The organism is Rhizobium sp. CIAT894 (assembly GCF_000172795.2).
Classification (GTDB): Bacteria; Pseudomonadota; Alphaproteobacteria; order Rhizobiales; family Rhizobiaceae; genus Rhizobium.
Genome location: NZ_CP020947.1, coordinates 870191 through 883821, shown reverse-complemented (window position 1 = coordinate 883821; position 13631 = coordinate 870191). Strand labels below are relative to the sequence as shown.

The following is a 13631-nucleotide window of genomic DNA, read 5'->3' as shown; positions in this document are numbered from 1 at the left end:
ATAATTCCATATAGTCAAATTGAGTTCCAAATAATGGAATAGCGAGGTCACGATGACCGTAATGCCAGCAGCACAATTTCCTGAGCTCAGAGATCGAACCGTGCTGGTGACCGGCGGCGGATCGGGCATCGGCGCTGCGATCGTCGAAGGTTTCGCGCGCCAGGGCGCCAAGGTCTCCTTCATCGATATCGCCGAGGCGGCCGGCCGCGCGCTTGCCGAAAATCTGTCGCGGGAGACGGCGCATCCGGTCTCCTTCCACCATGCCGACCTGCGCGACATCGAGGCGATCCGGCGCACGGTCGATACCGTCGTTGCGAGCTCCGGGCCGATCCGCGTGCTGGTCAACAATGCCGCCTGGGACGACCGCCACGAATTCGATGCGGTGACCGAGGCCTATTGGGACAACAACCAGGCGGTCAACCTGCGGCATGTGTTCTTCGCCTCGCAGGCGGCAGCACCCTCGATGCGGGCGGCCGGCGGCGGGGCGATCATCAATATGTCGTCGATCGCCTACAAGCTCAACATGGGCGGTTTCCCCTCCTATGCGGCGGCCAAGGCTGCAGTCGTCGGGCTGACGAAGAGCATGGCGGGCAAGCTCGGGCCGGACAACATCCGGGTCAACTGCATCCTGCCCGGCATGGTCGTCACCGAACGGCAGATGCAGCTGTGGCTGACCGAGGAGAGCATTGCACGCTCGGTCGAGGACCAGTGCCTGAAAACCGCCCTCACGCCCGACGCGATCGTCGGTCCCTGCCTGTTTCTTGCATCCGACTGCGCGGCTGGAATGACCGCCCAGTCCCTGATTGTCGATGGAGGCATTCTGTAATGGCTAATCCCGCTTATGTCGCGGTGGACTGGGGCACCAGCAGTTTCCGGCTCTGGCTTATCGGCAAAGACGGCCGCATTCTTGCCGAACGCCGCAGCGGCGAAGGCATGACCAGCGCTGCAAAGACCGGCTTTTCCCAAGTGCTTGCCGGCCACCTCGCCGCCGTCGAGGCGCCGGAAAGCCTGCCGGTGATCGTCTGCGGCATGGCCGGCGCGCGGCAGGGCTGGGTCGAGGCCGGTTATATCGACGTGCCGGCCCCACTCGCCTCGATCCTCACCGGTGCTGTCTCGGTGCCGGGGGAAAGCCGCGACATCCGCATCCTGCCGGGCCTTGCCCAGCGGGACATCGCCACCCCCGACGTCATGCGCGGCGAGGAAACCCAGCTTCTCGGCGCGCTCGGCACCGCAAGTTCGGGGGCGCAGGCAATCTGCATGCCCGGCACCCATTCGAAATGGGTGCATGTCAACGACAACAAAGTCACCGGCTTTTCGACCTTCATGACCGGCGAGCTTTTCGACGTCATCAGCAAACACACGATCCTGTCGCATGCCGTTGCCGGCGCGGCAGAACAGCCGGCGGACACGGCGGCCTTCGAGGCGGCGGTATCGGCGGCTTTCGCGCGGCCGGCGCTTGCCTCCAACCTGCTGTTTGCCGCCCGCTCGGGCCAGCTCCTGCACGGGATCTCGGCCGCATCAGCGCAGGCCCGGCTTTCCGGCACGCTGATCGGCCTCGAAATCGCCGGGGCGCTGCAGGATGCCGCCAACTCAGACATCACCCTCGTCGCTTCCGGGCGCCTGCAGGCGCTCTACGAACAGGCCTTCAGAACCCTCTCCCTTCCCTTCACCGCCATCGATGCGGACGCCGCCGTGCGCCGCGGGCTTTCGGCCGCCGCCGAAACCATCTGGCCGAACTGAGAAAGCCGACACGATGAACCGTATCCCCTTCCCCGAGATGAAGCGCCCGCTGATCGCCATCCTTCGCGGCATCCGGCCCGACGAGACCGAGAGCATCGTCGGCGCCTTGATCGACAATGGCCTGACGGCGATCGAGATCCCGCTCAATTCGCCCGAACCGTTCAAATCCATCGAGATCGCCGCCAAGTTGGCGCCGGCCGAGGTGCTGATCGGCGCCGGCACGGTGCTGACGGTCGAGGCGGTCGACAGCCTGAACGCGGCCGGCGGCAAGCTGCTCGTCACCCCGAATGTCGAGCCCGAGGTGATCATCCGGGCGCGTCAATACGGCATGGTGACGATGCCCGGCGTCTTCACGCCCACCGAGGCGCTGGCGGCGGCGCGCGCCGGCGCCACCGGTCTTAAATTTTTTCCGGCGAGCGTTCTCGGCCCTTCCGGCATCACGGCGATCCGGGCCATCCTGCCGCCGGAGTTGACGATTGCCGCCGTCGGCGGCGTATCGGACAAGAATTTCGGCGATTATACCAAAGCCGGCATCTTCGCCTTCGGCCTCGGCACCAGCCTCTACAAGCCGGGAATGACCGCGTCGGAGGTTGCCGAGCGCGCCAAGGCGACCATTTACGCCTATGATGCAGCCATTGGAGCGTGAGCGTATGACCGACATTTATGAGTTCGAGGGCAAGACCCTTTGCAACACCAACTCCGTTCTCGGCGAAGGCCCGACCTATGATCCGGACAGCAATACCGTCTGGTGGTTCAACATCCTCGGCAAGGAACTGCACGAGCTCAATCTTTCGACGAACGCGAAAAAGGTGCATCCGCTGCCTGCCATGGCGAGCGTGCTTGCCCGTATCGACGCCGGGCGGCAGCTGATCGCGACGGAAGAAGGGCTTTTCGTCCGCGATGTGGCGAGCGGCAAGCTCACCTTTTACGCCGCGCTCGAAAACGACCGGCCGGAAAACCGTTCGAACGACGGCCGCACCCATCCTTCCGGTGCGCTCTGGATCGGCACGATGAGCAAGCGCGCGGAAAACCAGGCCGGCGCCATCTATCATGTCGCCGGCGGCAAGGTGACCAAGATCTTCAACGGCATCAGCATCCCGAATTCGATCTGCTTCTCGCCCGACGGCACGATCGGCTATTATACCGACTCGCGCCTCAACCGGCTGATGCGCGTCATGGTCGACCCGCAGACCGGCCTGCCTGCTGGCGAGCCGATCGTGCTGGTCGACAGCGCCAACGAGCCCGGCGACATCGACGGCTCGGTGGTCGATGCCGACGGCTATATCTGGAATGCCCGCTGGGGCGCCGGCGTCGTCGATCGTTACAATCCCGATGGGCTGCGCATCTCGCGCTACAAGGTTCCCGCCGTCCAGCCCTCCTGCCCGGCCTTCATCGGCGTCAATGCCGACCGGCTGGCGGTGACGACAGCCTGGGAAGGGCTCGACGAGGATGCCCGATCGGCGCAGCCCAGTGCCGGCGCGCTGCTGGAACTCGGCATCGAGGTCAAAGGTGTGTTCGATCCGGTCTATGTGATCTGAAACCGGGCCATCTGAATTTTGCCGGCCAGAGGCGCTCCCGACCGGGGCGCCTTTTCGTTTTCAGGGGCGGTTCGGCGATAAAAGTTCCGTGAGAATCGAGAAATTTTCCGTGTTTTCAACCGGAACCAATCGGCGCACCGGTCATTTCCTCTTCGAACCGGCACGGCAAGGAGACCTGGAACAGGCATTGCCGCGTCAGAAATCACTCTAGGGAAATGAAGGTAGGTTCGAAATGACACGCAAACTTCTGACGACCGTTGCCGCTGGCGCTCTGTTTGCCACGGCTTTCGCGCCGGCGGCATTCTCGCAGACGGCTCCGAAACCGGCCGATCCGGCCGCTCCGACCCAGGCAGCGCCCGCCGATCCGGCAGCACCGAAGGCGATCACCCCTGACGTCACCAAGCCCGCAGGCGATGCCGCACAGGCTCCGGCCGCAGCACCGACGGCAGACACGGCTCAGGCCGGTTATATCACGGAACAGGCGCCGGACCAGGTCAGCGCCAACACCTATATCGGCCAGTCGGTCTATAACGGCAACAATGAAAGCATCGGCAGCGTCAACGACCTGATCCTCAAGAAGGACGGCGGCTTCGTCGCTGCGATCGTCGGCGTCGGCGGCTTCCTCGGTATCGGCGAAAAGAATGTCGCCGTGCCGATGGAAAAGATCACCGTCGCCCAGAACACCCAGGACGGCAGCGTCAAGCTGACGACGAGCGAAACGGCTGAATCGCTGAAGGCCGCCCCCGAGTTCAAGACGCTTGCCATGCAGTCGGCGGAAAAGGCCCCGGCTGCGACCGGCACCGATACCACGGCGACCGGCTCGACCACGGCTAAGTAAACCGCGCGCGGTAGTACAGCGTAGGCGATGGCGCTCCCCGGAGGGCGCCATCGTTTTATGCGCTGGCACGCTCCGCCATGGCCGGATCGTAATAATTCTCATGCAGGAAGCGCAGTGTGGCGATCCCGTCTGCCGGACGGCCGAAGTGATAGCCCTGGCCCATGCCGCAGCCGAGCGTGCGCAGCTTCACAGCCTCGGCATAATCCTCGATGCCTTCGGCCACCACTTCCAGCTCCAGGCCGTCGCACATGGTCAGGATCGCCTTGATGATATGTTCGGAGGCGCGGTCGGAGTTGATGCGCGAGACGAAGGCGCGGTCGATCTTGATCTTGTCGAAGATGAAGTCGCGCAGGCGCCCCAGGCTGGATTGGCCGGTGCCGAAATCATCGAGCGAAATGCGCACACCGGCGGCGCGGAGATCGGCGATGATGCGATGGGCGGTATCGGCCGAGCTCATCACCGCAGTCTCGGTAATTTCAAGCTCCAGGCGATGCGGATCGAAGCCGACGCGGCCGAGGATCGACAATACGCTGCCGCTCGTGCCCGGATCCATCAGCTGGGCCGAGGAGAGATTGAAGGACAGGAAGAGTTCGCGCGGCCAGGAAAGGGCAGCTTCGGCGGCCTTGCGCAGCAGCGCCTCCGACAGTGCATCGATAAAACCGCGCTCTTCGGCGAGCGGCACGAAGACACCGGGCGAAACGAAACCGAGATCGGGATCATTCCAGCGCGCCAGCGCCTCGAAGCCGACCACCTGGTTGTTGGACAGCGAGACGATCGGCTGGAAATGCACATCGATCGCGTCTGAAATGATGGCGTTTCTCAACGCCTGCTCCAACTGCGTGGCGCGCTTCATTTCCTGGGCGATTTCGCGCGAATAGACGGTGATCTGGCCGCGGCCGCGGCGCTTGGAACGGTAAAGCGCGGTTTCCGCACTCTTCAGCAGTTCCTCGCAATCCTCGCCGGCGAACGGGTAGATGGCAAAGCCGAGGGAGGCGGAGAGACGGACATTGCGGTCGCCGAGATCATAGGGGGCCGACAGAACCTCGCGGATCATCTGGCCGAATTTCTCGGCACTCGCGCGCTCGAAAATCAGCGGCAGCACGAAAGCGAATTCATCGCCGTCATGGCGGGTGACCAATGCGCCATCCGGAATGCAGGCGCGGAGGCGATGGGCGACCTGGCACAGGATCTCATCGCCGGCTGTCGAGCCGAAGAGATCGTTGATCGGCTTGAAACTGTCGAGATTGGCGATGCCGATGGTGAAGGGGGCCGGATCGCTGGCGCGCTCGGAGGAGATCTGCAAGACCTTGTCGCGCAGGCGATTGCGATTTCCCAATCCGGTCAGCGGATCGGTATAGGCCATCGCCTGAAGCTCATTCTGACCGACGGTCAAGAAAGCTGTTTCCGCCGATTTCATTCTCCACCCGAGCTTTCCCGCGCCATGCAAAGAATGACCGGCATGTCTTAACAATTCGATAGTAAATCAGTGGGCATTGCTGCTTGAAACGCCCTAAATCTGGGGAGTTGACGGTGTGCCCGATTAAATCTCTTTGTTTTCAGGCATGTCGCGATCCCGCAACCGCGGCGGCGCGCATCGCCTCATCCATCAGGTGTTTCTGAAATATGGCCTCGAGCATGTCGGGGCTGACGGGTTTCATGATGACATCGTCCATGCCCGCTTTGACGCATTCGGCGCGGTCTCTTTCGAAGGCCTGGGTAAGAACGCCGATGATCGGGGTACGGGCTGCGCCGCCGGCTTCCTCCATCTGCCGGATCAGGCGGGCGGCCTCGAAACCGTTGAAGCCCGGCAGGGAAATATCCATCAGCACGATCTGCGGCCGGTGCTCGGCCCAGAGGCGCACGGCCTCGTCGCCGGTCGCGGCGATCATATGACGATAACCGAGGCCCTCGAGGATCTGCGAAAAAACGATCTGGTTGATATCATTGTCTTCGGCGACGAGAACCTGCAGGGCGACCACATCGTCGGAAATGCTGATTTCCCAATCCGTATCCGCGCCAGTGCTGCTGTTGCGGCTGTTGCGGTTGAAATGACGGGCGATCTGGAAGGTGAGCTCGTTGGCGATCTGGAAGCCGTCCATGACAAGTGACGGGATGCCGTATTGCTCGGCGAGCTCAAGGCAGCGCATGCCCATCTGATTGTCGATGATCAAGAGATCGAGCGAAATGCCGGAGGAGGTGGCGATTTCCAGGAACCGCTCCTCCTCGTCCTCGCCGCGGACCGAGCAGGATTCGAAACCGTATTTCGACAGTGTGCGCAAAGCGGCGGTCTCGGCGGCGAGGTCGGCCGTGACGACGAGGACCTTGCGGCCGGAGAAATTCTCCGGAACGATCGCTTCCATCGCCGCCGGCTCACGGCGCTCGACGGCGCTCGGCATCGGCACATAGGCCCGGCGGTAACTTTGATTGCTCGACGTGGTGATCGCCGATGCCCGGCCGAACTCCTCGAGATCGGCGCCGTCGCGCGGCAGGTCTTGCATGGTCGACACCAGGAAATAGCGGCCCGGCTTGCCGATGCGGTGCTTGCGGCTGACGATATCGCGCTCGATGCCGTCGCGGGAGATCTGCCGCTGGCGGGAGATCGACATCTCGCCGGTCTCCAGCACGTGACGGTCGCTTTCTTCGAAGCGCTTGGCGATCTCGTCGGAAAAGAGATCGGCGCTCTTGCGGCCGAGCACCTCGTCGGCGGTCGTCTGATATTTCTCGCAGAAGGCAAGGTTGACCGCGACATAGGTGAGGTTGCGGTCCTTGACGAAAAGCGGGAACGGCAGATTGTCGAGAATATCCTCGGTGAGCTGCACGCGCTCCAGGTCCGAGCGCCATTGCTCTTCGCGCTTCTTGTCTTCGGAAATATCGGAAATGATGGTGACGCCGTAACCGCCCGGCAGCCTGCGCTTGGCGAAACGGACCCAGCTGTCGGCGCCGTGGCGCTCGACGGATTCGAAGCGCTCGCGCCAATGCGAGGCGATTTTCTGCGACAGCCAGTCCTCGCGGCTGAGCGAGCCGCGCTGCTTGACGTCATATTGCTGGCGAATGCCGGTGTCGTAGACCGCGCCGAGGAAATCGCGAAGCCGCGTGCCTGATTTCAGCATCTCCGGCGGCAGCGGGAAGAATTGCAGAGTCTGGCGGCTTGCGAAGATCAGATGATCGTTCTTGTCATAGATGATGAAAGCGGCCGAAAGGCTGTCGCACACCACATCGAAAAGCGCCGTCTGAAGATCGACGTCGGCGGAAATCCCGTCGGTTTCCGATGATGTGTCCGCCTTTTCGAAGCCGGCACTCATTCCATTGCGTCCCACATCTGTTCGATTTCGCAGCTTCCGGAGGTATATGAATATAAATGCCATTTTTATGTTAAAACCGGCTTAACATTAGCGTTCCCCAAATTTTGGGGAGCGATCCCCAAGTTTGGGAAGAGCCCTGGATCACGCTTTGGGAAAGCCTGTCGAAGCCCCTTCCCTCCGAACCCCGAATCCTCGAAAATAGCCCATGGCCATCAGACAGCTTTCCGAAACGCTCATCAATCAGATCGCCGCCGGCGAAGTCATCGAACGGCCGGCGAGCGCTGCCAAGGAACTGATCGAAAACGCGCTCGATGCGGGTGCCACGCGCATCGAGATCGCCACGGCGAGCGGCGGCAAGGCGCTACTGCGCGTCAGCGACAACGGCTCGGGCATGGACGCGGCCGATCTGGAACTGGCGGTCCGGCGCCACTGCACCTCGAAATTATCCGACACGCTCGAGGATATCCGCACGCTCGGCTTCCGCGGCGAGGCACTGCCCTCGATCGGCTCGGTCGCAAGGCTCAGCATCGCCAGCCGCAGGCGCGACAGCGCCGGCGGCCACGAGATCGCCGTCAACGCCGGCAAGATCACGCATTTGCGCCCGGCCGCCGCCAATCCCGGCACGATCGTCGAGGTGCGCGACCTGTTCTTCGCCACACCCGCGCGGCTGAAATTCCTGAAGTCGGAGAAGGCCGAGGCCGGCGCCATTACCGAGATCGTCAAGCGCATGGCGATCGCCTTTCCCGCCGTGCGCTTCGTGCTGTCGGGCTCGGACCGCGCGACGCTGGAATTTCCGGCGACCGGCGACGATCATCTGGCGCGCATGGCGCAGGTGCTCGGCAAGGAATTCCGCGACAACGCCATCGCGCTCGACGCCGTGCGCGAAGAGATTTCGCTGACCGGCTTTGCCGGCGTGCCGACCTTCAACCGCGGCAACTCCGCCCACCAATATGCCTTCGTCAACGGCCGGCCGGTGCAGGACAAGCTGATCCTTTCGGCAATCCGCGGCGCCTATGCCGAGACGATCCCATCAGGACGCTACCCGGTAGCGGTGCTGTCGATCACGCTCGATCCGGCTCTCGTCGACGTCAACGTCCATCCGGCCAAATCCGACGTGCGCTTCCGCGATCCCGGCCTGGTGCGCGGCCTGATCGTCGGCGCTATCCGCGAGGCGCTGGCGCGAGACGGCAGCCGGGCGGCAACGACTGGGGCAAGCGATATGCTGCGCGCCTTCCGCCCGGGCTTTCAGTCCTACGCGCCGCGGCCGCAGACGGCATGGTCGGCTGAGACATCGCCGTCGCGGCCCTACCAGCCGGCAATGGGTCTCAGTGAACGGCCGCAGGCATCCTTCGACGGGCTGTCGATGCCGACGGCGCGGGCCGAGCCGCAATTTTCGCCGCAGCCGGCCGCCCCCGAACCAGCCGCGCGCTATCCGCTCGGCGCGGCGCGGGCGCAGATCCATGCAAATTACATCGTCGCCCAGACCGAGGACGGGCTCGTGATCGTCGACCAGCATGCCGCGCATGAGCGGCTGGTGTTCGAGGCGATGCGCAAGGCGCTGCATTCGAAGCGGCTGGCCTCGCAGGTGCTGCTCATTCCCGAGATCATCGACATTCCGGAAGAGGATTGCGACAGGCTGATGCAGCATGCGGCCGAGCTTTCCGAACTCGGCCTTTCGATCGAGCGTTTCGGCCCCGGGGCGATTGCCGTGCGGGAGACGCCGGCCATGCTCGGCGAGGTCGACGCACATGGCCTGATCCGCCAGCTTGCCGACGAGATCGCCGAATGGGACACGGCGTCGGGCCTGTCGGCCAAGCTCGAATATGTGGCGGCGACCATGGCCTGCCACGGATCGGTGCGCTCCGGGCGACGGCTGCGGCCGGAGGAAATGAACGCGCTGCTGCGCGAAATGGAAGTGACGCCAGGCTCAGGCCAGTGCAATCATGGCCGGCCGACCTATATCGAATTGAAGCTCAGCGATATCGAGCGGCTTTTCGGCAGAAGCTAAAAAAGCTGGAAAAGCAGCCTTTGCGGGAGTATGGCAGACTAAAGCGTGTCGCGATCTTTCAGATTGGCTTATCACGCTTTAGGATTTTGGTGTTCCGCATGTCGTGATCGCAAAACCGCGGCACAGTTTTGCGCGACATGCTTTAATGAAAGACTGCAGGGAACGGAGCGCATGAATTTGTTCGAAGGGCACGGAAACCGCGAAGCGAAGATCCGGTATCTCGATGGCGATTTCCAGATTCTCTCGCCCGGCTCCTATGTCGTCTGCGCGATGACGGGAAAGCAGGTCCCGCTCGACGAGCTGCGCTACTGGAGCGTCGCCCGCCAGGAACCCTATGCCGACGTGATCTCGGCGATCGAAGCCGACAAACGCGCCGGCGTGCTGCCGAACCAGCGGCGCTAGAGCGGTTCAGGTTTTCGCGGAAGCGCAGAACCGCTCTAACTTTAACGCAATTCCCGGCAAAAGCGCTTCGCGCTTTGCGTTGGGAAAACCGCTTCACACTTTTCCTGGAATTGCTCTAACGTTTCGCCTTCATTTCCCGCAGCCGCCGTTCGCGGCAGGCAACGATCGCCCGGTCGATGATCAGGCTCGGGGCGAGATGATCCTCGAACACCATGTCGACCTCGATCACCCGGCTCTTTTCGGCAAGCTCAGCCGCCTTGCCGGGATGACCGGAGAGGCGAACGAAATCCTTTGATGTCGTGACGATCAGAAGGCCTTGCCGCTCGGCGGTCGTCAGAAGGTCGTCGATCTCTTCTTCGGTCAGATGCTCGTGGTCGCCGAAGCTCCTGGCAACGGCGATTTCGGCGCCACGCGATTCGACCGTACGGAAGAATTTGGCGGGATCGGCAATGCCGGCGAAGGCGAGCACCTTCATGCCGGCGAGCGTGTTGTCGCCGCGCACTTTCAGCGATGCGGTGAAATAGGGCTTTGCGGCGCGCGCCGCCATGCGTACGATCCCGTCGGCGGCATTGCCGCCGCCGACCTTCAGCAGGGCCGTCGCATGACGCAGCTGCTGACGGATCGGCGCCCGGACCGGGCCGCCCGGCACGATATGGCCGTTGCCGAGGCCACGGGTCGCGTCGATGACCAGCAAGGCATAGTCGATCGCCAGCCGGGCGCTCTGGAAACCATCGTCCATGATGATGAGATCGGCGCCCTCCGCCACCAGGCGGGCGGCACCCTCGACGCGCTTTCGGGAAATCACCGTCAGCGCCTCCTGGGCAAGCAGCAAGGGTTCGTCGCCGACGGCGACGGCGCGGTGATGATCGGGATCGACCACCGTCGTCACATCGAGCGAGCCGCCGTAGCCGCGACTGAGAAAACCCGGCTTCAGCCCCTTGGCCTTGGCGGCACGGGCAATGGTCAGCGCCGTCGGCGTCTTGCCGGCGCCGCCGACGGTGAAATTGCCGACGCAGATGACGGGAATGGGAACGGAGGCGCGGCGTGCATGGGCCATGCGATGGCCGGCGATACGGCCGTAGAGAAAGGAAAGCGGCACGAGCAGCCAGGCCCGCCAATCGGCTTTCCTCCACCAGAACGGCGGCGCTTCGGATATCATCTTGCCGTTCTGCTCCCCTGCCCGGCTGGCGACGGTCGAACCCCGCGCTTTTCGCCCGGGTCGGATTGAGAAGCCAAAACCGATGAAAATGCAAGTCCTTACAGGTTTAGGCCGGCTGCAGATCCGGCAACAGCGTCTCGATGGCGGTGATATCGTCGAGCACGTGATGGGCGGCCGCGGCAAGCGAATCGCGCGAACCGGTGCCGGTCAGCACGGCGATCCTCAGCCCGGTGCCGGCATTCAGGCCCATGTGCAGATCGTGATTGTTGTCGCCGACCATCGCCACCTCTTCCGGCGAAAGACCGGTCGCGGCGCAGAAGCCGAGCACCATGCCCGGCTCCGGCTTGACGCCGAAACCGCTGTCATAGCCGGCGATGTAATCGACATAGCGGGCAAAACCGAAGCGTTCCGCCGTCTGGCGGATCGAACGCTCGTTGTCGCTGGAGGCGACGCCGAGCTTGAAACCGCGTCCGTGCAGCCTTGCGAAGAAGCCGGCGAGGTCGGTCACCGGCACGGAAAATTCGGCGGCGTTGGAAAAGAGTTCGTCGAGGCGCACCGTCAGTTGGCCAACATCGACCATCGAGCCCGCGGCAACCAGACCCTCGGCGATCTGGCGCGTATTGCCGGCGGCAAGCAGGCTGTCGGGAACGATATGGCCGGTGACCGGATCCATGCCGCAGGCGGCCAGCAGCCGGTCGGCCAGAAGCGGATCTCCTTGCGCGGCAATGCGGGCAAGCTCGCGGTTCACAGGCAGCCAGCTCTCGTCATAGTCGAGCAGCGTGCCGTCCTTGTCGAAGAGAATGCCTTTGATAGGAGAGGCTGCCGACATGATATATCCTTAGAGCTGGGCCACGGCCTTGGGCAACAGCCGCGCCTTTACCGTCAGCGGATTGATATAGGGTTCCAGCCCCTTCACGGTGGCGGTCAGCGCGCCGCGCATCTCGTGCACGGCGGTGATGCCGGCCTCGATCATGTTGCGGCGGGCTTCGTCGTTGATCAGCAGGTAGTGCACGCCCTTGGCCAGCATCTCGGTATCGCGCACCATGCGGGCGCTGCCGCTGCGGGCAAGCTTCTGATAGGCCTCGCGGAAATTCTGCACATGGCCGCCGGAGAGGACGGCGCAGCCGAGCATGGCGGGCTCCAGCGGGTTCTGGCCGCCTTCGGCAAAGAGCGAGCGTCCGACGAAAGCGATTTCCGTCAGTCGCAAATAGAGGCCCATTTCGCCGATCGTATCGCCGAGGAAAATATCGACATCGGCCGACAGGACGTCGTCACGGGTGCGGCGGGCGATCTTCAGCCCCTGCTTGACCAGGGCCGCCTCGATCTCGTCGCAGCGTTCGGGGTGACGCGGCACGATGATCGTCAATTGACGATCGCGCTCTCTCAGCGCCCGATGGACGATGGCGGCGGCATTCTCCTCGCCGTCGAAGGTCGAGATCGCCGCCCAGGTCTTGCGCTCGCCGATCTGCTTCTTGTAGCGGGCAAGGACAGCGCTGTCGTAAGGCGGTGCGTCGGTATCGACCTTCAGATTGCCCGAGGTGATGACCGGGACGGCGCCGAGATCGCGGAAACGTTCGGCATCCATATCCGACTGGGCGATGACGAGGGCCAGATTCTCGAACAGGGCTTCGGCGATCGCCGGGCGGCGGCGCCAGCGGGCAAAGGAGCGGTCCGACATGCGGGCATTGATCAGGATCTGCGGAATGCGGCGGCGGCCGAGTTCCAGCACGGTTGCCGGCCAGATCTCGGATTCGGCGATGATGGCGCAATCGGGCTGCCAATAGTCGAGGAAGCGGCTGACGGAGGGCTTCAGATCAAGCGGCACATATTGATGGATCGCCTCATTGCCGAGCCGCTCGGCGGCGAGTCTGGCGGAGGTGATGGTGCCGGTGGTCAGGATCACATGGATGTCGCGGCGGCGGATTTCGCGGATCAGCGGGATGACGGCATTGGTTTCACCGACGCTTGCGGCATGGAACCAGACGAGCGGGCCCTGCGGCCGGTTGGCGCTCGGATAGCCGAAGCGCTCCAGGCGGCGCGCCCGGTCTTCCTTGCCCTTGGCCGTGCGGTAGGTGATATAGAGGCCGACAACAGGAGAGGCCACGGTTCCCGCCAGACGGTATGCGCTCAGACCGAACCGAGCCATCCGGGAGCTCATTGCGCCAGCCTCCGATCCAAGATCGACATCAAACCCATTCCCTCATTATCGTTGCGGCCGCAATGACCGATCAATTTGTTCAGAATGCGTCAGGCAATCCGGAACGACGCGCGCCCGATACGCGAAAACCCTGCGCGCCGGAGGTCGCCGGCGGCACTTGCGGATGGCCTTGGCCGAGGTCGCTCGCCGAGGTCAGTTGCCTCAGGCCTTTTCCTGCGGATCGAGCAAACGATGCATATGGACGATGAAGTAGCGCATATGCGCATTGTCGACCGTCTGCTGCGCCTTCGACTTCCAGGCTGTCAGCGCCGTGGCATAATCCGGGAAAATGCCGACGATATCGAGATCCTTCAGATCCCGGAACTGGACGTCATCGAGGCTTTCCAGTTCGCCGCCAAAAACGAGATGCAAAAGCTGCTTCTTGTCACCGGATTCAGTCATTTTTTGTTCTCTTTCTGCCTGTTCTCCTCCGTCATCCCATCTGCG

Annotated in this window: 13 protein-coding genes; 7 read left to right on the top strand and 6 right to left on the bottom strand. The window is 63.2% G+C overall.

Translation table 11 applies throughout. The features are described from left to right. Positions 1-61: 61 nt before the first annotated feature. The 5 genes from RHEC894_RS04300 to RHEC894_RS04280 all read left to right on the top strand — a co-directional run bounded on the left by RHEC894_RS04300 (position 62) and on the right by RHEC894_RS04280 (position 4116). A complete protein-coding gene (locus RHEC894_RS04300) occupies positions 62-826 on the top strand; it encodes an SDR family oxidoreductase (protein WP_085736391.1) in 765 nt (254 codons plus the stop codon). Further along, positions 826-1740 carry a 2-dehydro-3-deoxygalactonokinase gene (locus tag RHEC894_RS04295; protein WP_085736390.1) on the top strand — a complete coding sequence of 305 codons (915 nt, stop codon included), beginning with the start codon at positions 826-828 and terminating at the stop codon, positions 1738-1740. Before RHEC894_RS04300 ends, RHEC894_RS04295 begins: the two co-directional genes overlap by 1 nt. 13 nt (positions 1741-1753) lie before the next feature. Continuing rightward, entirely contained in the window at positions 1754-2386 is a 633-nt protein-coding gene (locus RHEC894_RS04290; protein WP_085736389.1) for a 2-dehydro-3-deoxy-6-phosphogalactonate aldolase, read from the top strand. A gap of 4 nt (positions 2387-2390) precedes the next feature. Then, positions 2391-3278, top strand: a complete 888-nt coding sequence (locus RHEC894_RS04285) for an SMP-30/gluconolactonase/LRE family protein (RefSeq protein ID WP_085736388.1) — start codon at positions 2391-2393, stop codon at positions 3276-3278. Between the two features lie 232 nt (positions 3279-3510). Then, complete coding sequence (locus RHEC894_RS04280) at positions 3511-4116, top strand: PRC-barrel domain-containing protein (protein WP_085736387.1); 606 nt, start codon at positions 3511-3513, stop codon at positions 4114-4116. 55 nt (positions 4117-4171) lie between these two features. Here RHEC894_RS04280 and RHEC894_RS04275 read toward each other — a convergent pair whose 3' ends face one another. Further along, entirely contained in the window at positions 4172-5533 is a 1362-nt protein-coding gene (locus RHEC894_RS04275) for an EAL domain-containing protein (protein ID WP_085736386.1), read from the bottom strand. A 139-nt stretch (positions 5534-5672) separates the two neighbouring features. Then, positions 5673-7418 carry a response regulator gene (locus RHEC894_RS04270; RefSeq protein WP_085736385.1) on the bottom strand — a complete coding sequence of 582 codons (1746 nt, stop codon included), beginning with the start codon at positions 7416-7418 and terminating at the stop codon, positions 5673-5675. Positions 7419-7623: 205 nt separating this feature from the next. Here RHEC894_RS04270 and mutL point away from each other — a divergent pair, with 205 nt between their 5' ends. After that, positions 7624-9426: a DNA mismatch repair endonuclease MutL gene (gene mutL, locus RHEC894_RS04265; RefSeq protein ID WP_010069217.1), complete on the top strand. Its 1803-nt coding sequence runs from the start codon at positions 7624-7626 to the stop codon at positions 9424-9426. 171 nt (positions 9427-9597) lie between these two features. Then, complete coding sequence (locus tag RHEC894_RS04260) at positions 9598-9828, top strand: DUF2093 domain-containing protein (RefSeq protein ID WP_003570032.1); 231 nt, start codon at positions 9598-9600, stop codon at positions 9826-9828. A gap of 115 nt (positions 9829-9943) precedes the next feature. On the opposite strand, the gene lpxK is transcribed toward RHEC894_RS04260, so the two are convergent. From lpxK to RHEC894_RS04240, 4 genes are all read right to left on the bottom strand, one after another. After that, positions 9944-10987: a tetraacyldisaccharide 4'-kinase gene (gene lpxK, locus RHEC894_RS04255; protein WP_085736384.1), complete on the bottom strand. Its 1044-nt coding sequence runs from the start codon at positions 10985-10987 to the stop codon at positions 9944-9946. Positions 10988-11093: 106 nt separating this feature from the next. Beyond that, positions 11094-11816, bottom strand: coding sequence for an HAD family hydrolase (locus RHEC894_RS04250; protein WP_010069296.1), 723 nt, complete (start codon positions 11814-11816; stop codon positions 11094-11096). Between the two features lie 9 nt (positions 11817-11825). Beyond that, a complete protein-coding gene (gene waaA, locus RHEC894_RS04245; protein ID WP_085736383.1) occupies positions 11826-13145 on the bottom strand; it encodes a lipid IV(A) 3-deoxy-D-manno-octulosonic acid transferase in 1320 nt (439 codons plus the stop codon). A gap of 201 nt (positions 13146-13346) precedes the next feature. Further along, complete coding sequence (locus RHEC894_RS04240) at positions 13347-13586, bottom strand: DUF4170 domain-containing protein (RefSeq protein WP_010069294.1); 240 nt, start codon at positions 13584-13586, stop codon at positions 13347-13349. Positions 13587-13631: the final 45 nt, after the last annotated feature.